Origin of the sequence: Microlunatus soli (assembly GCF_900105385.1) — a bacterium.
In the GTDB taxonomy this organism is placed as follows: domain Bacteria; phylum Actinomycetota; class Actinomycetes; order Propionibacteriales; family Propionibacteriaceae; genus Microlunatus; species Microlunatus soli.
In genome coordinates this window covers 1,767,642-1,787,460 of the sequence record NZ_LT629772.1, presented here as the reverse complement: position 1 = coordinate 1,787,460, position 19,819 = coordinate 1,767,642, and the positions used below count along the sequence as shown (strand labels likewise).

Annotated in this window: 20 protein-coding genes; 9 read left to right on the top strand and 11 right to left on the bottom strand. The window is 68.8% G+C overall.

Annotation, left to right across the window (positions count from 1 at the left end):
* Positions 1–100: 100 nt before the first annotated feature.
* Positions 101–1,393, bottom strand: a complete 1,293-nt coding sequence (fes, locus tag BLU38_RS08325) for an enterochelin esterase (RefSeq protein ID WP_157683304.1) — start codon at positions 1,391–1,393, stop codon at positions 101–103.
* A gap of 119 nt (positions 1,394–1,512) precedes the next feature.
* Complete coding sequence (locus BLU38_RS08320; protein ID WP_091522832.1) at positions 1,513–2,010, bottom strand: GNAT family N-acetyltransferase; 498 nt, start codon at positions 2,008–2,010, stop codon at positions 1,513–1,515.
* 105 nt (positions 2,011–2,115) lie between these two features.
* Here BLU38_RS08320 and BLU38_RS08315 point away from each other — a divergent pair, with 105 nt between their 5' ends.
* The gene (locus BLU38_RS08315; RefSeq protein ID WP_091522828.1) at positions 2,116–3,003 is read left to right on the top strand and encodes a prenyltransferase/squalene oxidase repeat-containing protein; all 888 of its coding nucleotides are present in this window, start codon (positions 2,116–2,118) and stop codon (positions 3,001–3,003) included.
* Positions 3,004–3,073: 70 nt separating this feature from the next.
* On the opposite strand, the gene BLU38_RS08310 is transcribed toward BLU38_RS08315, so the two are convergent.
* Positions 3,074–4,312 (bottom strand): MFS transporter, encoded by a 1,239-nt coding sequence (locus BLU38_RS08310; RefSeq protein WP_091522824.1) that lies wholly within the window; start codon positions 4,310–4,312, stop codon positions 3,074–3,076.
* 175 nt (positions 4,313–4,487) lie between these two features.
* Between BLU38_RS08310 and BLU38_RS08305 the strand changes: the two genes are divergently transcribed.
* Positions 4,488–5,003 (top strand): MarR family winged helix-turn-helix transcriptional regulator, encoded by a 516-nt coding sequence (locus BLU38_RS08305; protein WP_091532131.1) that lies wholly within the window; start codon positions 4,488–4,490, stop codon positions 5,001–5,003.
* 23 nt (positions 5,004–5,026) lie between these two features.
* On the opposite strand, the gene BLU38_RS08300 is transcribed toward BLU38_RS08305, so the two are convergent.
* From BLU38_RS08300 to BLU38_RS31185, 3 genes are all read right to left on the bottom strand, one after another.
* Positions 5,027–5,509 (bottom strand): hypothetical protein, encoded by a 483-nt coding sequence (locus tag BLU38_RS08300; protein ID WP_091522821.1) that lies wholly within the window; start codon positions 5,507–5,509, stop codon positions 5,027–5,029.
* 181 nt (positions 5,510–5,690) lie between these two features.
* Entirely contained in the window at positions 5,691–5,843 is a 153-nt protein-coding gene (locus BLU38_RS30795; protein WP_157683303.1) for a hypothetical protein, read from the bottom strand.
* A gap of 140 nt (positions 5,844–5,983) precedes the next feature.
* Positions 5,984–6,130, bottom strand: coding sequence for a hypothetical protein (locus BLU38_RS31185; RefSeq protein WP_172836097.1), 147 nt, complete (start codon positions 6,128–6,130; stop codon positions 5,984–5,986).
* Positions 6,131–6,622: 492 nt separating this feature from the next.
* Here BLU38_RS31185 and BLU38_RS08290 point away from each other — a divergent pair, with 492 nt between their 5' ends.
* The 4 genes from BLU38_RS08290 (at position 6,623) to BLU38_RS08275 (ending at position 10,382) form a co-directional block, all read left to right on the top strand.
* Positions 6,623–7,093 (top strand): MarR family winged helix-turn-helix transcriptional regulator, encoded by a 471-nt coding sequence (locus BLU38_RS08290; protein WP_231920237.1) that lies wholly within the window; start codon positions 6,623–6,625, stop codon positions 7,091–7,093.
* Positions 7,090–8,424, top strand: a complete 1,335-nt coding sequence (locus BLU38_RS08285; protein WP_231920236.1) for an MFS transporter — start codon at positions 7,090–7,092, stop codon at positions 8,422–8,424. Before BLU38_RS08290 ends, BLU38_RS08285 begins: the two co-directional genes overlap by 4 nt.
* An 87-nt stretch (positions 8,425–8,511) precedes the next feature.
* Positions 8,512–9,705 (top strand): sensor histidine kinase, encoded by a 1,194-nt coding sequence (locus tag BLU38_RS08280; protein ID WP_091522814.1) that lies wholly within the window; start codon positions 8,512–8,514, stop codon positions 9,703–9,705.
* Positions 9,706–9,719: 14 nt separating this feature from the next.
* Positions 9,720–10,382 (top strand): response regulator transcription factor, encoded by a 663-nt coding sequence (locus tag BLU38_RS08275; protein ID WP_091532126.1) that lies wholly within the window; start codon positions 9,720–9,722, stop codon positions 10,380–10,382.
* 40 nt (positions 10,383–10,422) lie between these two features.
* Here the strand turns inward: BLU38_RS08275 and BLU38_RS08270 are convergent, their stop codons facing one another.
* From BLU38_RS08270 to sigJ, 3 genes are all read right to left on the bottom strand, one after another.
* A complete protein-coding gene (locus tag BLU38_RS08270) occupies positions 10,423–12,246 on the bottom strand; it encodes a heparinase II/III domain-containing protein (RefSeq protein ID WP_157683302.1) in 1,824 nt (607 codons plus the stop codon).
* A complete protein-coding gene (locus BLU38_RS08265) occupies positions 12,137–13,426 on the bottom strand; it encodes an NAD(P)/FAD-dependent oxidoreductase (RefSeq protein ID WP_157683301.1) in 1,290 nt (429 codons plus the stop codon). The genes BLU38_RS08270 and BLU38_RS08265 overlap by 110 nt, the downstream gene beginning before the upstream one ends.
* 99 nt (positions 13,427–13,525) lie before the next feature.
* Positions 13,526–14,446, bottom strand: a complete 921-nt coding sequence (sigJ, locus tag BLU38_RS08260) for an RNA polymerase sigma factor SigJ (protein WP_231920235.1) — start codon at positions 14,444–14,446, stop codon at positions 13,526–13,528.
* A 281-nt stretch (positions 14,447–14,727) separates the two neighbouring features.
* Here sigJ and BLU38_RS08255 point away from each other — a divergent pair, with 281 nt between their 5' ends.
* Positions 14,728–15,447: a GNAT family N-acetyltransferase gene (locus BLU38_RS08255; protein WP_091522804.1), complete on the top strand. Its 720-nt coding sequence runs from the start codon at positions 14,728–14,730 to the stop codon at positions 15,445–15,447.
* Positions 15,448–15,478: 31 nt separating this feature from the next.
* Here BLU38_RS08255 and BLU38_RS08250 read toward each other — a convergent pair whose 3' ends face one another.
* Complete coding sequence (locus BLU38_RS08250) at positions 15,479–16,462, bottom strand: LacI family DNA-binding transcriptional regulator (protein WP_091522801.1); 984 nt, start codon at positions 16,460–16,462, stop codon at positions 15,479–15,481.
* 133 nt (positions 16,463–16,595) lie between these two features.
* Between BLU38_RS08250 and hisD the strand changes: the two genes are divergently transcribed.
* Both hisD and BLU38_RS08240 read left to right on the top strand, forming a co-directional pair.
* Entirely contained in the window at positions 16,596–17,927 is a 1,332-nt protein-coding gene (gene hisD / locus BLU38_RS08245) for a histidinol dehydrogenase (RefSeq protein WP_231920234.1), read from the top strand.
* The gene (locus BLU38_RS08240; protein WP_197680043.1) at positions 17,920–18,669 is read left to right on the top strand and encodes an SDR family NAD(P)-dependent oxidoreductase; all 750 of its coding nucleotides are present in this window, start codon (positions 17,920–17,922) and stop codon (positions 18,667–18,669) included. Before hisD ends, BLU38_RS08240 begins: the two co-directional genes overlap by 8 nt.
* A 125-nt stretch (positions 18,670–18,794) precedes the next feature.
* Here the strand turns inward: BLU38_RS08240 and BLU38_RS08235 are convergent, their stop codons facing one another.
* Positions 18,795–19,745: a TauD/TfdA dioxygenase family protein gene (locus BLU38_RS08235; RefSeq protein WP_091522790.1), complete on the bottom strand. Its 951-nt coding sequence runs from the start codon at positions 19,743–19,745 to the stop codon at positions 18,795–18,797.
* Between the last annotated feature and the right edge of the window lie 74 nt (positions 19,746–19,819).

Sequence of the window (19,819 nt, the reverse complement as noted above, 5' to 3'; positions counted from 1 at the left end):
ATCATCCTCCCTGAGGCGCATCTGAGGCGAGCGCCCGGGATGGACATTAGAAGTGTTGCGGCGTCGGTCGGTTGACGACGAGATGACGCCGACATGGCGGTTAGGTTGCCGGCAGTGTTCCGCGCTCGTCGGGGCTGCCGGGCCGCAGCAGATCGCCGATCCCGTCGATCAGACCGGTACGCCAGCACGCGTAGTCGTGGCCGCCGTTGAACTCGACGCGGCTGACCGGAACGGCGCGTCCCCGCAGGACGGCGTCCAGCTCACGGGTGTGCCGGACCATCGACCCTTCCTGCAGTCCGACCTGCAGCTGAACCTTCGTCGGAAGCCGTTCGGCTGCCCCGAAGAGGTCGGCCAGCCAGCGACCGTCCGCGTCCGGGCACGGCCTGCTGGGCATCCCCGGCCGCCACCACAGTGAGGCCGACTGCGCCAGGACGGTGCCGAACCGGTGAGGTCGGGTCAGCGCGGCGTAGAGCGCGGTCAGCCCACCCAGGCTCTGGCCGGCGATCAGGGTTCGCGTCGGGTCGTCGGTCAGCGGCCATCGGCGGGCCGCCCAGGGCAGGAGTTCGTCGGCCAGGAAGCTGACGAACGGATCGTGTGCGGTCAATTCCCGCCACCGGGTGTCCGGGGCGACCGCCTCCGGCGCGAGCACCTGCAGCGGTGGCAACAGGTTGTTGCCGATCAGGTGATCCAGGACGTCGGCGAGGCCGAGCTCGCCGAACCACCGGTCGCCGTCGCAGAGCACCAGGACGGGAAGGGGGTCGGTCCGCTCGGCTGCGGACGGGCGATAGATCCAGACGCCTCGTCCACAGCCGAGCTGGTCACTGGGCACCCGATGCCGTTTCGCATGGTCATCGGTGCCGGGGCCGACTGCCGGCGGCCAGGGGTCGGCCGGAGCATCGGGTAGGGCGAACACGGCGCCGGTCGATCGGTCCCATCGGCCGGGCAAACGTGTCGGGTTGAACGGATCGGCGCTGCCACTGCCGCGCGGTACGGCGGTGGACTCGCCGCGGCGCAGCGCCGAGAAACGGTAACTGGACCGATGATCACCGCGGAGCCGGTAGCAGGCGTACCAGATGTCGGTGTCCGGGATCCGGTCGAGCAGTGCGGCGTCGGGCCGTTCGCGGTCCAGCCCGCTCATCGACAGCAGGACGCGGTCGGTGTCGGGCACGCCCCGCCACAGGAAGGTGACGTCGTGTTGATCAGTGCCGGTCGTCGCGGGTCGGATCAGCGGAGTGCCGGATGCGGCGACCCCGTCCCAGAATCGCTGCACCCGCGCCGCCCGCACCGGACCGGACACGGTAGACAGCTCGGCGCACAGCCGAGTCATGGACGGTGAGGTGATCCGGCGAGGCGTCACCGAGTCGAGCTCGGTATCGACCGTCGTCTGCTGCATCCACCCTCCCCACCCGAACGCCGTGTTAGGTATACCTAACTTAGCCGAAGGTGATGGTTGCGGCGCTCCGGTCTCGCAGCATGGATCGTCCGGAGGCATCGGCGGCCGGTGGCCCGGCCTCAATCCCGTGGCGGTAGGTCGATCCAGTAGCGACGTGTCGGACCGTGCGGTGTCGGGCGGATCTCGTCGAGCCGGCCACCGTTGCGCTCGATCGTCCGGACCGAACCTTCGTTGTCCGCGGCGCAGACCAGCAGCACTCTGCCCAGGTTGCGGTCCCGGGCTCGGTCGAGCAGTTGTCGCAGGGCGCAGGTGGCGATACCGCGGCCGCGCGCCGAGGGCCGGACGCCGTAGCCGATGTGGCCCACCCGATCGTTGTACCGGTAGCGCAGGGCGATGCCGCCCTGGACCTGCCCGTCCTCGACGATCCATAGGCAGGTCCCGGCGTCGGATTCGGCTTGCAGTCGGGCGATCCACCGGGCGAAACCTTCGGCCGTGTCCACGTCGTCGCTCTCCTGGAGGCCGAATCCGTCCTCGTGCAGTCCGGGGCCCCACTCGGCGTGGGCCTCCTGCCAGGCGGTGTACAGCTCGGTGGTAGGCAGGACCAGTTCGACCGTCATGCCGCCGATGCTACGGCTCCGGTCGCTGACTGAGTCTCTGCTCGCCGCCACTGCGTTCGGGCGTATCGGCCGGTGTTTGTCGGCGCAGCAGGAGATCCTGGTGCCATGACTGTTGATCTTTCTCGTGCTGCAGCCTTCCTGGCCGGGCACGGTCGGACCCTCGACCGTCGCCGTTTCGGTCTGTTGGTCGGTGCCGGTGATCCGGAGGCCGTGCTGGCCGCGGTCGACGGCTATCGCAACGCCGATGGCGGATACGGCTGGGGGCTGGAGCCCGACCTCCGTGCCCCGGAAAGTCAACCCGGCGGCGCACTGCACGCCTTCGAGGTGTTCGCCGACGTCGCCCCGGTGCGTACTCCGCGGGCGCTGCAGCTGTGTGACTGGTTGGCCACGGTGAGCCTCGCCGACGGCGGATTGCCGATGGCGTTCCCGGTGTCGGACGCCACCGGGTGTGCGCCGTTCTGGGCCGACGCCGACCCTGAGCTCTCCACCCTGCAGAGCACGGCATTCACCGCGGCGGCGGCGCTGCGGGTTGCCGAGCACGATCCCGAGGTTGCCGCGCATCCGTGGCTGGCGTCGGCAACCGACTACTGTCTCGATGCGATCGAGGCGCTGCAGACCGCGCCGCACGCGATCGCCTTGTCCTTCGCCGTGCGGTTTCTGGACGCGGCCTACGACCGCGCCCCGCGGGCGCCGAGGCTGCTCGATCGGCTGTCCCGGTTCGTGCCGCGCGACGGGCTCGTACCAGTTTCCGGTGGCAGCGAGGGCGAGACGATGCGGGCGCTCAACTTCGCGTCCGTACCGAACAGTCCCGCCGGTGCGCTGTTCGACGCCGGTGTCGTCGAAGCCGAGCTCGACGCGCTTGCGCGGCAACAGCAGGAGGACGGCGGCTGGCGGGTCGATTTCGCCAGTTTCTCGCCGATCGCCGAGTTGGAGTGGCGCGGCTACGCGACCGTCGGAGCGGTGTCGACGCTGCAGCGGGCCGGTCGTCTCTGAGCCTGGGGGCCAGGGTCACTGTCGACCGCCGGGCTCGGACGCGTGGTCCGCCGGCCGACCGAGCGATCCGTCAGCCTGCCGTCGCGACCGCCGCGGTCGTCGGGGTGCGCCGGCTCAAAGACTGCTGCAGCAGCCGGCCGCCGACGACGGCGACCAGACTGATCGCGATGTTGCCGGCGATGAACAGCCAGCTCAGCCCGGCGCCGAGGGTCGCACCGGACAACAGCGGCCCGACCGCGGTCGCGCCGGTCTGGAATGCGGTGAACAGGCCGAGGGTCATGCCGACCATCCGGGTCGGGGTCAGGCTGGCGACCAGCGGGTTCAGCACCGGCGCGAACAGCGTCTCCCCGAAGGCAAAGAGTCCGAAGGTGCTGACGAAGATCACCGACGACAGCTCCGGCAGGTGCGCCGCAGCGCCCATGATCATCCAGCACAGCACCCAGATCCCGCCGACGATCATCAGCAGGCCGGCGGCCGAACGGCCCGCAGTCCAGCGGATCACCAACATCTGCAGGGCAAGGATCACCAGACAGTTGATCGCGGCGGCGATCCCGACGGTCTCCTCGGAGATGTGCAGTACCGTCAACCCGTACGCCGGCAGACCGCTCTCGAACTGGGCGTGATAGGCCAACGCGATCGCCACGTTGATCACCGTGACCAGCAACAGCGGCCGCGAACTGAAGATCAACTTCCATGCCTGGCCCGGTCGCGCATCGAGCTCACGCGAGGTCGTCGGCGGACTGGTCAGGTCGTTGACGCCACGGCCGGCGATGCCGATCAGGATCGACGAGAGCGCGAAGCCACCGGCGGCGATGGTGAACGCCGGCAGCATCCCGTCGGTGCGGTCGAGGTCGACCAGGAAACCGGCGATGAAGGAGCCGAGCCCCATCCCGAGGGCCTGCCCGCTGGCCAGCCAGGCGAAGATCCGGCGCCGGTCGCCGGCTCCGGCGGCCCAGCGCAGCGCCAGCACCGATTGGGCCGGCGATCCGCCGGCCAGTCCGAAACCGAACAGCGCCATCGCTGCCAGGAACGTCACCGGATGGTCGGCCGAGATCAGACACAAGGCGGCGACAGCCGCCAGTAGCCGGGTGATCATCGCCACCGCGGCCGGGTTGTGCCGGTCCGCCAGCCGGCCGCCGAGTGGTGCCGCGAGCAGCGCGCCGACCGAGAACATGGTCGCCGCGGCAGCGCCGGCCATCCCGCCCCAGCCGCGGGTGTCGGCGGCGTAGGCGTACTGATAAGGCAGCACGGTGCCCCAACCGAGCATGGCGACGGCCGAGGCGAGGATGAGCAGATTGGCCCGACGCATGGGGGCACCTCCTGTTCGACGCACGACAAACCCGACACCGATCCCGGTGTCGGGCGAAAGATCTGCTTGATCAAGAAGCCATCGGCGGAGAATATTCCCGAGACGCGACTTTGCGTGGCGAAGACTTCGACGTCGAAATAATAGCACTTCGGCGCAGCGTGGGATGATCGGTCCGATGCCGCAGAAGAAGTCCGTCACCGACTCCTATCGCCGTGACGTCGCCAGCTATGTCGCTGCCGGCGGCGACGAGCAGGTGCAGCGTGTCGTGACCGCGGTCCAGCGGCTGTCCAAGCGGCTCGGTCAGTGGTACGACAATCAGCTCGCCGACCTGAATGTCTCGGCCGGTGAATGGGCGGTGCTCAGTGAGCTGGCCCGATCCGGTGGCCAGGCGATGACGCCGAGTCGGCTGGCGGTCGCCACCGACGTCGCCGCCTCGTCGATGACGCACCGATTGGACGGTCTGGTCGACCGGGGCCTGGTCGAGCGCAATGCCGACCCCGGCAACCGGACCCGGGTCCTGGTCACCCTGTCCGACGAGGGCTGGGAGTTCTTCGCCGAGGCGATTCGGGAGGCAAATGTGGTCGAGGCCGATATCGTCGCCCCGCTCACCACCGAGCAGGCCGGCGAACTGGCGAGCCTGCTGGAACGGCTGATCGAAGGCCTGGACGAGAGTGAGCAGCCGGAGTCCTGAGAGCCCCGGCTGCCGACCGATCGCTACCCGGCGCGGAAGGATCGTCCGGCGACCACCAGTGCGGCGGCCGCGAAGACGATGTCCTTGAGCAGGTATTGCGCCCCCAGTTCGGGGCCGTTCGCGGTGAACAGGTCACCGGGGAACAGCACCAGTGGAGACATCCAGCCGGCGATGCAGCCTGCCAGGCAGACCACGGCGACCCGCTGCAGCCGCGCACTGATCAACAGCAGCCCGACGGTGCACTCGATCACCGCTGTGGCGACCATCGCCGCCTGTCCGGTGACCAGACCGAAGGACAGCATGCCGACCGCTCTGGTCGCCAGTGGTTCGGCCGGGCTGACGCCGGGGAAGAACTTCAGGACACCGAAGCCGACCATCACCAGGCCGATGGTGATCTGCAGGGCGCGGGCGCCCCACCGATCGCTCGCTCTGATGATCATGGTGCTCGGCTGGGGCAACGGATCCGGGGCCGAGTGGTCGAAGGCGGTTTGCTCGGTGGTGGCCATGATTCTCCTTGTGAGGTGTGGATTCCGACGAGTCGGACTCTTCCCGAGCCGGGCGGCTGTGGAATCCTCCCGAATGCGGCATCTGCGCTACCCACTGCTGCGTACGGCAGCTGGGGCGCGGCACGAGGAATGCGGTCGTCGCTACGTCGTCCGGCGCAGCACGGTGTTGACCGGACGGTCGCTAGCCGTAGCCATCTGTCGATCCGTGCAGCTCGCAGTTCTTCGGTCGGTCGCCGGTCAGCCAGTTCGTCGAGCTCGCCGTGCGGGACGGCGAGCAGTCGGCGAACGCGCTGGCGAACTCGTCGGCAGGTCGCCCGCCGCGGTCTCCCAGCATCTGGCCAAACTCCGGCTGGCCCGGATGGTCGCCGCCCGTCAGGAGGGCATCAAGGTCGGCTGGAGAACGAGCATGCTCAGCAACGGGTCAGCGACGCCGACTTCCAGGCCGAGCACGGCTTCGACCGGTGGTCCGCGCCATCACCATCCCCAGTCCTCCGAACCACGAGTGCGATCGATCCTGATGATCACCGTCATGATCGGCACCACCAGGACCGCCCGGATGATGATCATCACCGGCATCGCGGCGGCCGGCTGGCCGCGATCCGGCGTGCAGTGGTCCCGCACAGGACGCCCCCCGGGCCCCGGTCTCGGCGTGCCGGCGAGGCGACGGTTCAACCTTAAGGATGACGGCAAATCCGGCTCAGGGATGACGCAGCAGGATCGGCATCAGTGCGAGATTGGTGTCCTCGACAACGGCGATTGCCGGGACGAGGGGAGTGGTTGCGAGCGGTGCTCCGATCGGGTCCTGCAGGGTGTGTCCGCGCCCCGCAGGCTGCACACCTGGTGAGGAGTCCTAGCCAGGTCCGTGAGGGGTCGCGGACCGGCACCGGCCAGTGGTCACTCCGGTCCCGGACGTCGCGGGTGTCAAGCGGTGCCCCTGGGGGACCGGCTCGGATGCACGATCGACAGGGGGGCATTCACCCCTGCGTTGCAGGATGAATGAACAACGATCAGCGCATCCGAGCCGGTGGCACTGGTCTGCCGTGCCGTCGCCGGACCTGCCCCGCCGATCGTTAGCGCTTGTAATTAGCAGTGCTAAGGATTAGACTCGCCGCAGTGACCACACGTGAACCTGGTTCGGGAGCCGGGACGTCCAGGGATCTGCGCAGCAACGCGGGCCTGGCCAGTGCCCTGCGACCCGCCGTCCTGAGGCTCGCGCGCCGGTTGCGTCAGATGCGGGACGAGTCGATGGAGTTGAACACCAATCAACTGTCCGCGATGGGCGTACTGCTCAATCACGGTGACCTGTTGATGGGGGAGCTGGCGGCACGCGAGATGGTGCAGCCGCCGTCGATGACCCGGATCGTCAACGAGTTGGAGCGTCGCGGCCTGGTCCGACGATCGGACAATCCCGACGATCGCCGGCAGGCGCGGGTGACGCTGACCGACAGCGGACGCGATGTGCTGTTGGCCAACCGGAAGCGACGCGACGACTGGCTCGCCCGCCGGGTGGCTGAGCTCGATCCGGGCGAACGCGAGATCCTCCGTAGGGCCGTATCGATCCTGGAGAAGGTGAACCGCGCGTGACCCGAGCGTCCTCGACGCTTCCCGAACAACCACCGATCAGCCGACCCCGAGCGCGGCTGAACTCCGTCGCCCGTACCTTCGACGCCCTCCGGATCCGTAACTACCGGATCTACTTCACCGGTGCTCTGCTGTCCAACGTCGGCACCTGGATGCAGCGGGTCGCGCAGGACTGGCTGGTGCTCGAGCTCTCGGGTGGATCCGGGCTCGCGGTCGGTATCACCACCGCGCTGCAGTTCCTGCCGATGTTGTTGATCACTCCGTACGGTGGCCTGATCGCCGACCGCTTCGACAAGCGGGCGATTCTTCGGGTGACCCAGTCCTGGATGGCCGCGTCGGCCGGTCTGCTCGGCCTGTTGGCGGTGCTCGGCGTGGCCGAGACCTGGCACGTCTTCGCGCTGGCCTTCATCTTCGGTGTCGGCACCGCCTTCGACAACCCGGCCCGGCAGGCGTTCGTCTCCGAGATCGTCGACCGCGAGCACATGCCGAACGCGATCGGTCTCAACTCCGCCAGCTTCAACGCCGCCCGGATCGTCGGCCCCGCTGTCGCCGGCCTGGTGATCGCGGCGTTCGGGTCGGGGTGGGCCATCCTGGCCAACGCCATCAGCTATCTGTCCTTCATCATCGCGCTGGCGATCATCGACCCGGGGCGACTGCACGGCATCGAACGTGCGGTGCGCGGCAAACGCCAGATCCGCGAGGGGCTGGCCTACATCCGCGGCCGCTCCGACATCATCCTGGTGCTCTGCATCGCCGCCTTCGTCGGCACCTTCGGCCTGAACTTCCAGATGACCTCGGCCCTGATGGCCCAACAGACCTTCCACAAGGGGGCAGGGGAGTACGGCATCCTCGGTACGTTCATGGCGGTCGGATCCCTGACCGGGGCGCTGATCGGTGCGCGCCGCAAGACCGCGCCCCGAGCTCGGTTCATCATCGGCGCCGCGGTCGCCTTCGCACTGATCGAGGTCGTGGTCGGCATGATGCCGACCTATTGGAGCTACGCGGCCGTGCTGCCGATCATGGGGCTGGCGTCGATGCTCACCCTGAACGCCTCGAACATGAGCGTGCAGATGGGAGTCGATCCGCAACTGCGCGGACGCGTGATGGCGATCTACATGATGGTGATGCAAGGCGGTACCCCGATCGGTGCTCCGATCCTGGGGTGGGTCGGCGAGGTGTTCGGGGCGCGGTGGACCCTGATCGGTGGTGGCGGGGTCGCCTTGCTCGGCGTCCTGGCTTCGGCGGCGATCATGGCCCGCCGTGGCGGCGTCCGGATCTCGCCGACCTTCAGTACTCGCCGGCCGTGGTTGTCGCTGCACACCAGATCGCGCTGACGGTTCCGCGCCGGACCCCTTCCTTCGTCGACGCAGTGCCGACCTTCGTCGGTGTCGGCTGCCACGCGGCGGCTCTACGCTGCTGCCATGGAGCGCGACCGACTGAAACTGCTGTTGCCGTTCGCGTTGGCAACGGTCTCGGCGGTGGCCAGCAAGCTGATCCTGGGCGACATCGCTGTCGTGCAACTGATCGGCGGCTGGCTCATCCAGGTCGTCGCAACGGTGCTGATGATCGGCTGGCGACGGTCCTGGGCGCCGATGGTCGTGCTGGTCGCGGCGACCGCTGCGATCGCCTTCGCGCCGATCGGCTGGCAGCAGGCCTTCGCCGTCGGTCTGACGATCTGGATTCCCTGCATGGCGACCTATGGCACGGCACGCTTGGTGTCCGGTGTCCGATCCCGGATCGAGATCGGGATCGGGGCAGCAGCAGTGGTCGGCTGGATCGTGATCATGGTCAGTCCGGCGCCGGTCACCCTGCTCGGGGTGTTGGCGGCAGCGGCGCCGCCGTTGTCCGGAGCGTGTGCCGCTCTGGTCGTCCGGCTGCGGGCGGCCCGCCGGGACCGGATCGCCTGGCTGGCCAAGGAACGGGAGCTGCAAGCCGACCGTCGCGCCGCCGTCGAGCGGGAACAGATCGCGGCCGATCTGCATGACCTGGTCACCCACCAGATGGTCCGGATCGTCTTCCAGGCAAGGAATCTCGCCGACCACGCCGCCGATCAGCCGACCAGCGCCGCCGCCGATGAGATCGCCGGAACCGCGACTCTGGCACTGACCCAGATGCGCGACTTCCTGCGCAGCACCCGCTCCACCGAACCCGAACCGACCGACGACACGGGGGTGTCCGGTGCGGAGCTGCACCGGCAGATCGCCTCGATCGTCACCGACGAGCGCGCCGTCGGCCACCCGGTCAGCCTCGGCTCGACGGTCGCGACCGACGACCTGCGGCTGTCGTCCACGGCAGCCGGCTGTCTGATCCGCGGAGTGCACGAAGGTGTGGTGAACGCCGCCAAGCATGCCCCGGAGTCCACCGTCATGATCAGTTCGAGCGCCGACGGCGGGCAGTATCTGATCACGATCGAGAACTCGCTGCCCACCGGGTCGCCACCCGCGCTCGCGGTGACCGGATCGGGAACCGGGCTGCGCGGCCTCACCCGGCGGGCCGCCTTGATCGGCGGTGCGATCGACGTGCACCGCGGCGAAGGCAGTTTCCGATTGCGGATCCGGGTCCCGGTCCTGGAGCCGGCTCCGGCCGTCGGCGTTGCCGGACCCGACCTGCGATGATCGATGATGGACCGATGAACGAGCCGCCGACCGAGATCAGCGTAGTGATCGCCGACGACGATCCGCTGGTCTGCAGCTATCTGCAGGGGGTGCTGGACGCGACCGCCGACCTCCGGGTCGTCGGCCTCGCCAACGACGGCGCCGAGGCCGTCGACGTCGCGACGCGGACCCGGCCGGCCGTCGTCCTGATGGACGTCCGGATGCCCGGCGTGAACGGCGTCGACGCGACACGGGAGCTGACTCGCGACGACGCCGATGACCGGCCGGCGGTCGTGCTGATGACCAGTGTCGATTCCGACCAGGCGTTGGTGGACGGCCTTCGGGCCGGAGCGAACGGGTTCACCGTCAAGACCGCGCCGGTCGAGATGATCACCGCCGCGGTCAGAGCGGCAGCGCAGGGCGCTGACGTGTTGTCCCCGGAGGCCACGGCACGACTGCTGGAGCTGACCGCGATGCCACCGGCGCCCATCCGCGACCCGCGGCTGGCCGAACTTCCGGACCGTGAACGGGAAGTGCTCCGGCTGATCGGCGAGGGCCAGACCAACGCCGGCATCGCCCGCTCGCTGTACCTCGCCGAGAGTACGGTGAAGGGTCACGTCTCGCGTTTGATGTCCAAGCTGGATTGCACCAACCGCACCCAACTCGCCCTGCTGGCCGGACAGCTCGACGGTTCCTGAGGTTGTCGAAGGACCGTGAAGCTGGCCCGCGCACCGATGCTCAAACCGTGAACCGAGCAGAGATCTCTGCCGTCGTCGCGCGCCCGGTGATCAACACCGTACCGAGCGGCAACCCCGACGGGTTGCCTTCTCCCGTGGCAGTGCAGGCCACAAACCCCGGGGGAATGGTGATCATCGCGCTCGGGGCACCGGGGGCATCCCAGCTGACATTGAGTTGATCATGGTCTACGGCGATGCTGTGCATATCCGACAGCCATGGGATGCCGAGACCGGACAGCGCCTCGGGTGCGGTCGTCGGTGCGGTCGAGCAGTCAGTGGTGACCGTTCCGTCGCCGTGCAGCAGCCAACTGATCTCGTCCTCGCCGTCCAGTTCCACGCTGACCGCATCGGTCCAGCCGCCCTCGGTCAGCGTGATCTCCCGTCGCAGCCGGTGTCCGTCCCAGCCGACCTCGCCGACCGCGCGGCCGGCGTCGAATTCACTGATCCGGCCGTTGCAGGCAGGTTGTGGTCCGCCGCCGATGAAGACCGTGCTGTGCGCCGCCGGCGAACGCAACCAGACCGTGAATTCGGCACCGTAGCCGCTGGTGCCCAGATCGAGACTGCGCCAACCGGTAGCGGTCTCCACGTCGACGGCCAGCTTGTCGCGATGATCATGACCACCGGCGTGCGGACCCGATCGCAGAGCGATCCGGGCGTCGGCGGAGCGGAGCACCGCGATCCCGGCATCGGCCCAGCAGAACGACGTTGTCGCGTGCGGCGACATGGTCGGCACGTGATCGGGTCCGAACAGCAACGCCGGCAGCGAATCGCGTTCCTGACCCTCGACGTAATAGTCGGCCAGCGCGACGCTTCGGTCGGGCAGCAGGCGGCTTGCCGTCTCGGCAACACCGGCGAAGCGTGACACCCGGGCGTCGGCCCAGCCGTCGCCGTAGGCGGGCAGCAGGCCGTCGGAGTAGGCAAGCCGAGGCGGCGCCTCCATCGCCCGGCCGAGGATCTCACCGACGGCGGGATCGACCTGATCGGCACCGACCGCTTCCAGCCAGGCGAGCAGGGCAGAGACCGTGTAGTAGTGATAGTGCGGATTGATCTCGAACCACAGGCCGTCGGCCCGAAATCCCTGTCGCAGTTGGGCGATCGCGCCGAACTGCGAGCCGCACGTGAAATCGAGCACCTCGGGATCGTCGAGCCGGTTCGCGCATTCGGCGAGCGCTGCGAGCATCCAGCAATGGATGTTGTGGATCGCTCCGACCTGGGGTTGGAGCAGATCGTTGACCCCGCGGGCGAGCAGATCGGCGGCTGCCAGCGCACGACCGTCGAGCTGATCGGCGGTCCAGCGGGTGGCCCGGAGCAGCCCGATCGCCCAGATCGCCTCGTCCAGGCATTGCGGCAACACCTTGCCGATGCCGGCATGCCCGCCGTGCTCCACGTACTCGGTGTAGTGCTCACCGTAGCCGGTGATGATCATCTCGAGCTCTGCCCGTGCCGCCGCGGCCTGATCGGTGCCGGGCGCGACTCGCATGATCACTGCGTCGCGTTGGGCCTGCGCTGCGGCCTGGTTGTGCATCAGCGTCCGCCACGAACCGTCCTTGGGGTCGCCGCTGTACACCCGATCGCAGGCCGGGCAGCGATGCTCGTTCGGCTGCCGCGGGTCGAAGGTCAGCCGCTCCCCGTCGTCGTCGCAGTAGTAGAAGTGGGTCCAGGCACTCTGCCGCTCCGGTCCGGGGATCCGGAGTTGCCGGCGCCACTCCTCGGTCTCATCGTGGACCGTGGAGATGATCTTCGTGGCCCAGGTCTGTTGCTCGACCCGCCGACGAACCAGATCCCAGTCCGGCTCCGTCGAACGCCGCAACCTCGTCGTCGACATGACGGCCATTGTCCCTGATCATCTCGACACGGCCCTCTCCGCCCCGGAACGTCTCGCGTCGTGGTCGGCGTCCGGTGGCCAACCAGGCGACGCCGTAGCTGATCAACTCCTTGAGCAGTGCAGCCGGTCGTCCGGTCAGCACGAACGACCGGGGTGAGTCGTCGGCATGGGTGAACTGGGTGACAGCGTCATGCCGACCGAGGCCGATGTTCTGCCAGACGAAACGGGAACGATGCCGCGCTGGCCGGCGGCCGTCGAGCTGCGCGACGACGGCTGCCGCTGCGTGCCAGGCCATCGGAACAGCAGCTTGACAGCTCATCCGGCTGACATCGCCGCCGACGGTCGGTGCGGCAGCGGCGTCGCCGATCACCCAGATCCGTGGATCGGTGATCGAACGCAGCTGCGTATCGACCCGTACCCGACCATGATCATCCACGGCGAGCCCGGCCTCGGCCGCGATCGGGCTGACGGTGAATCCGGCCGCCCAGACCACAAGATCTGCCGGGATCGACCGTTCCGCGGCTGTCCGGTCGACGGCCTGCACGGTCGCGCTCGCCCACCCGGTCACCGTCGTCTGCTGATGAAGGGCGATCTCGAGTCGGTTCACGGCGCGGCCCAGATGCCGGCGCGCCATCGGGCTCAGTCCGTCACCCAACCGGTCCGCGGTGATCAGCGCGACCGACAGGTCCGGCCGGGTCTCGGCGATCTCGGACGCGGCTTCCAGACCGGTCAGCCCGGCACCGACCACGGCGACGCTGTGCCCGGCCGGCAACGCCGCCAGTCTGACGCGGAGAACGTCCGCTGCACCGGGCGACGACACGGAGTCCGCGCCGTCGATGGCGGTCGCGCCGGAACTGCCCAGGGCGTACAGCAGTCGCTGGTAGCCGATCGTGCGGCCGTCGGCGAGTTCGACCAACCGCTCCGCGCGATGGATCGCGGTCACCCGACCGATGATCACCTCGGCCCTGGGTGCTGCGTCGGCCAGGCTGATCCGGGCGCCCGGTCGGCCGGTGGCGTACTGGTGCAGACGGACCCGCTCGACGAAGTCCGGCCGGTCGTTGATCAGGGTCAACGGGATCCGTCCGCGCAGTCGGCGGCTCAGGGACCGGGCGGCCACCAGCCCGGCGTAACCGGCGCCGATGATCACCACGGGCTGCTGATCGGTGGCGGATTCGTTCATCTGCTGCTCCTCGGTGTTTCCGTCGCGAGCGGGTTGCTCCCATTCGCAATCTGAACCGAACGGCACGGCAGAACGTGACGGCGGACGGCGAGACCTCGGTCACACCACGGGTGCGGACCCGAGGGCGGTGAGGTGACCGAGTTTGTCGGGATTGACCATCAGCCAGAGTCGGCGGATGCCGGCTGCATCGATCTCGAAGGACAAGGTGGCCAGAGCTTCGCCGCGGGCTCGCGCCAGCAGGGCAGGGCGTCCGTTGAGCTCGACGACGATCAGTTCGACTCCCGCCGCCTCCGGCCGCCCGGTGAGACCGGACCAATAGCGCGCGACGTTGTCGCTGCCGCGGACGGGCCGTCGCGCGGCGGTTACTCGGCCGCCGCCGTCTGCCCACGACTCGACATCGTCGGCCAGCAGTCGGCGCAGCGGGTCGAGCTCGCCGTCCAGCACCGCATCGAGGAAGCTGCGGACCAGCCGTTCATGATCGACATCCGGCACCGGACGGGCCGGCGCCAGCGGATCTGCGGCCAGCTTCTTTCGCGCTCGACTGAGGAGCTGCCGACTGGCCTGCTCGGTGAGCCCGAGCAGGTCGGCGACCTCCTGATGCCGATAGCCGAACGCCTCGTGCAGCACGAAGACGCCCCGTTCGGCAGGCGTCAGCAGTTCCTGGAGGCGGAGCAACCCGATCGACAGCGTCTCCCGTTCGGTGATCGTCTCCAGCGGGCCGAGCCGGCCGTCGCCGGTCGGGATCGGTTCGGGCAGCCAGGTCCCGGTGTACCCCTCGTGTCGGCGAGGGGCCGAGCCGAGCAGATTGATCGCGAGGTTGGTGACCGTCCGCGTCAGCCAGGCGGCCGGTACCTCGACCTGATCGTGATCCGCCCGCTGCCAACGCAGGTAGGCGTCCTGGACGACGTCCTCGGCGTCGGCCACTGACCCGAGCATCCGATAGGCGATCCCCATCAGCCGAGGGCGATGCTCGGTGAAGATCGCGGCTGAACGCTGATCCCGAGCTGCTGGACCTGCCACGGTCAATGATCATGACATCGCCCGGGGTGCACCGACCCTCGGCCCCGCCGCGACGAACGATTCGGCCGTCGGTGTCGTGACTTCACCGGCGGATTGATCGGCGGGGGCGGCCCGGCCGCACGTTGGGCAGGCTCGCCGGCGCGCTGCGCCCGAAATAGGGTGGAGGCCGGGCAGCTGACGTCGTGGTTTGCACGGCGTCCGACCGACGCCCGAGGTGGAGCCGGCGACGAGAGCGGTCGGCGCCGATCCGCGCGGTCGGCCGGGCCGCGGAACGGGTAGCCATGACGACAGTCACTGTCCGGCAGCAGGACGGGACACGATCGACCGAGCCGGCCGGTCCGGCCGACGACTGCCGGCCGGAGAGCTGGCTGGCGGCGGCCCGCCGACTGGTCGCACCGGGTGCGGGCGAGCCGGTAGCGGTCGACCTGTCCGGTGCGGTCAAGCGGTTCCAGGTCGATGACGATCTTGGAGTGCTGCTCCGGCCGATGACCGCCGGCGACCTGCCGGACGTGCTGCGCTGGCGCCGGGCCGATCACGTACGACGCTGGTTCCCCGGGCCGGAGCCGACGAAGGAGTCGATCGAGCAGCACTACCGGCCGCGGATCGATGATCCCGATGCAGTCCGGATGTCGGTGGTCGAGGTCAACGGGAGGTCGATCGGCCTGCTGCAGGACTATGTGATCGCCGATCAGCCGGGCGCGATCACACCGGCTCCGGACCCCTCCGCGGTCGGCGGCGACTATCTGATCGGGGAACCCAGTTTTCTCGGACGCGGACTCGGGACACGGATGCTCTGGTCATGGCTGCAGTTGCTGCCGGCGACCCGGCCGGCCGCTCGTTCGGTGGTGGTGGCGCCGGATCATCGCAACACGGGATCCCTGCGTACGGTGGCCAAGGTCGGATTCCGGCAGGGAATCTGGTTCGATGAACGGCAGCCCGACGGCAGCGTCGCCACCCTGATCGCCTGCGTACTTGATCTTGCCGAAGTGATCGGCGATTGACCCGTCCGGGCAGCCCGGGGAGACGAGTCGGTCAGCGGCCACTGGTGCCACGAGTAACGAGTTCGGGTTCCAGCCGGACGTGCTGCACCGGGCTGGAGGGGCTCCGGATCCGTTCCAGCAGCATCCGGGCCCCGTCCCGCGCCATCCGGCGGGCATCCTGCCGGACGGTGCTGAGGTCGATCGACGTCCAGGACGCGAGCGCGATGTCGTCGTAGCCGATGATCCACAGGTCGTCCGGCACCCGGGCACCGACCTCGCGCGCCGCATCCAACGCACCGACCGCTACCACGTCGTTGGCGCAGAACACCGCGTCGGCCGCGTCCTCGGCGATGATCCTCTGCATCGCCCGATAGGCGCTGTCGTGGGTGTAGTCGCCGATCTCCCAGGGGGCCGGCGGGAGTGCGGCACCGAGCTCGGTCAGACGGGCACGGAAGCCGGTCAGCCGCTGTCGTGAGGTGCTGGCGTCGGCCGGCCCGCCGATGAAGGCCGGACGTCGGCCGGCCGCGGCGAAACGGTCCGCGACCAGGGCGCCGCCGGCGACGTTGTCGGTGGAGATCTGATCGCAGTCGACATCGTCCAAGGTCCGATTGATCAGGACCAGGGGGAGACGGCTGTCGACGGCACTGGCGAACTCGGTCGAGGTCGGGGTGACCGTGGTGAACACCACGCCGTCGACCAGGCCCTGGCGCAGTGATCGGATCGCAGCGTCGCTGCGGCTCCCCGCGGTCCAGACCGTCAGACGTTGGCCGAGATCATCGAAGGCGTCGCTCAACTCTTGCAGCAGTTCGGGATAGAACGGGTTGCTCGCCAGATCGTCGACGACGGCGCCGATCGCACCGGTCCGTCCGGTCTTCATGGTCCGGGCAGCGGCATGCGGGACGTAGCCGACCAGGTCGACCGCCGCCAGTACGCGTTCGCGGAGCTCGGCCGAGACCGGGTTGGCGGAGGTGAGCACCCGCGACACGGTTGCTTGGGACACTCCGGCGGCGCGGGCGACATCCCGGCTGGTGACCATGGCGGCTCCTTCCTGCGATGAGGTTAGCCGGTCGGCACGGGCGTAGTGCGCGGTCCGTTCCGGGGCTCTCGACGGCAGGTCTGTATACGTATACTATACCGAGCATCGGCTCGACTCTGGAGGAGAATCCGCAGTGACAGCACCATCGACAACAGCCACCTCTCGGGTGCTCAAGGCGCCGACCGCGGATCGTGATCGGGCCACCGATCCCGATGTACGGCGTACGGTCGAGGCGGTCATCGCCGACATCCGCGACCGCGGCGACGTCGCGGTTCGCGAGTATTCCGAGCGGTTCGACCACTGGCAGCCGGAATCGTTCCGGATGAGCGATGCGGAGATCGCGGCGGCGATCGGTCGGTTGCCGCAGCAGGTGATCGACGACATCACCTTCGTCCAGGAGCAGGTCCGCGGGATGGCCGAACGGCAACTCGCATCGCTGACCGACTTCGAGATGGAGACCTTCCCCGGCGTCCGGCTCGGCCAGCGCAATGTTCCGGTCGCGGCCAGCGGCGCCTACGTTCCCGGCGGACGTTACCCGCTGCTCGCGTCGGCACACATGACGATCGTGACCGCCAAGGTCGCCGGTGTCCCGCGGGTCGCCGCTGCCACGCCGCCGATCCGGGGCGAGGTGCCCGATGCGACGATCGCGGCGATGCACCTGGCAGGTGCCGATGAGATCTATCTGCTCGGCGGTGTCCAAGCCGTCGCCGCACTCGCTGTGGGCACCGAATCGATTCCGCGGGTCGACCTGCTGGCCGGTCCCGGCAACGCATTCGTGGCCGAGGCGAAGCGGCAACTGTTCGGCGAGGTCGGCATCGATCTGTTCGCCGGGCCGACCGAGGTGCTGATCGTCGCCGACGACGCGGCCGATCCGTTCGTGGTCGCGGTCGACCTGCTGTCGCAGGCCGAGCACGGACCGGACTCACCGGCGGTGTTGATCACCACCTCCGAGCAGGTGGCGACCGAGACCATGGCGCACATCGAGCGACTGCTGCCCGACATGCCGACGAAGGACTTTGCCGAACCGGCCTGGCGTGATCACGGCCAGGTGCACCTGGTGCCCGATCTGGCAACGGCGTATCGGCTGGCCGATGATTTCGCTTTCGAGCACGTGCAGATCCTGACCGAGCAGCCGCGTGCGGCACTGGATGCAATGCACAACTACGGCGCGCTGTTCCTCGGCGAAGGCACCTGCGTCTCCTACGGGGACAAGACGATCGGGACCAACCACGTGCTGCCGACCCGCGGGGCTGCTCGCTACACCGGCGGGCTGTGGGTCGGCAAATACCTGCGGACCGTGACCTATCAGGAGGTCACCGATACCGGGTCCAGTGCGATGCTCGGCGAGGTGACCGGCCGCGCGGCCCGGGTCGAACGCTTCGAGGGCCATGCCCGCTCCGGAGACGTCCGGGTCGCGAAATACGGTGATCGCCGCTTCGACTGGATCGACGCGGCGCGTGGCTGACCCCGGCAGACCGCTGTCCGGTCGCAGCGCGGTGGTCAGTGGGGCGGCTCGCGGCCTCGGACAAGCGATCGGTGACGCGCTGCAGACGGCCGGTGCGGAGGTCCGCGGCAGCGTACGGACGGCCCGGGACGCCGAACCGGTCGCCGCCCGCTGGGGGACCGAGCCGCTGGTGATGGACGTCACCGACGTGTCCGCGATCCGGTCCGCCGTCGACGCGGTCTTCGCGGCCGGCGCGGCACCCGATCTGCTGGTGGCCAACGCCGGGATCAACCGCCCGGAGCCGGCGCTGGAGATCGAACCCGACAGCTGGGATCTGGTGCACCGGACCAATCTGCGCGGCGCGTTCTTCACCGCACAGGCGTTCGCCCGGCACTGGACCGCCGACGGTACGCCGGCCGGCATCGTCTTCGTCGGGTCCCAGGCCGGACGAGTGGCGATCGAGAACCGCGCGGCGTACGGATCGAGCAAGGCCGGGATCGATCAATTGGTCCGCAACCTGGCCTACGAGTGGGCCGACGCGGGCATCCGGGTCAACGCCGTCGCACCGACCTTCGTGAAGACCGGTCTGACCCAGGATCTGGAACGGTCCGACTTCGGTGCCGCGGTGCTGTCCAGGATCCCGATCGGGCGGCTCGGTCTGCCGTCCGAGGTCGCCGATGCCGTGGTCTATCTGGCCGGGCCGGGGGCGTCGCTGATCACCGGCCAGACATTGGTCGTCGATGGCGGCTACACCATCCACTAGGGAAGTGCTGATCTCGTCGGGTTGCAACGCGGGCCGCAGCCCGAAGAGCAGTGCGTGCCTCGGCAATCCCACGGCGCGCCGACGGCGGTCGACCGATGCCCGCTGGATGCCGGCTGCGGCAGCTGTCAGGCCAGCGTCGAGTAGTGCGAGGCATCTCCCTGGCGGACGCTGGACCGGACACCGTCGATGCTGACCGGCACATCGCCGGCGAGCGTGATCCGGTGCAGCACCCGCTTCTGGTCGCCGTAGTCGGCGATCCCGTAGTGCTGGGTCGCCCGGTTGTCCCAGATCGCGATGTCGCCGGGCGACCACACCCAGCGGACCGTGTTCTCCAGCCGGGTGACCTGACGTTGCAGCAGCTGGAACAGCGCCTCGGAGTCGACGGACTTGATCCCGACGAAGTGCTTGACGAAGTGGCCGAGCACCAGCGAACGCTCGCCGGTCTCGGGATGCACCCGGACGACCGGGTGCTCGGTCTCGTAGAGCTGGCTGCGGAATTCGTCCTTGTAGGACTGCTCCTTGACGTCGATGCCGCCGATCCGCTTCTCGTCGATGTCGGCGGCGTAGTCGTACTGATTGGTGTGCACGGCCCACAGCTGCTCGACCAGCGCCTTCAGCGCCGGGTGCAGCCGCTCGTAGGCGGTGACGGTGTTGGCCCAGACCGTGTTGCCGCCCCACTTCGGCAGGGTGACCGCGCGCAGCAGGCTGATCGCGGGGATCCGGTCGACGAAGGTGACGTCGGTGTGCCAGCTGTTGGCCTTGCTGAAGTCGGAATCGACCGGCAGCACCGACCGGCCGTCGCCGCGGACCGTCGGATGCGGCAGGGTCGGGGTGCCCAGCCGACTGGCGAATTCGTGCTGGATCTCGTCGGTCAGGTGATCCTGGCCGGAGAAGAAGATCACCTTGTTCTCCAGGAGAGCTCGCCGGATCTCCGCAACGACATCGTCATCGAGGTCGCCGCTGAGGCGTACGCCGCTGATCCGGGCGCCGATGTGTTCACCGGCCTTGGCGACCGCGATCCGGCTGTAGCCGAGATCGGCGTCGGTGGCGACCGGACGCTCGGTGGTGAGGGTCATGACTGAATCTCCTGTCGGGCGGTTCCACTGCATTCCGGTATCAACTGTAGGAAATACCGGATATGGATCCAACG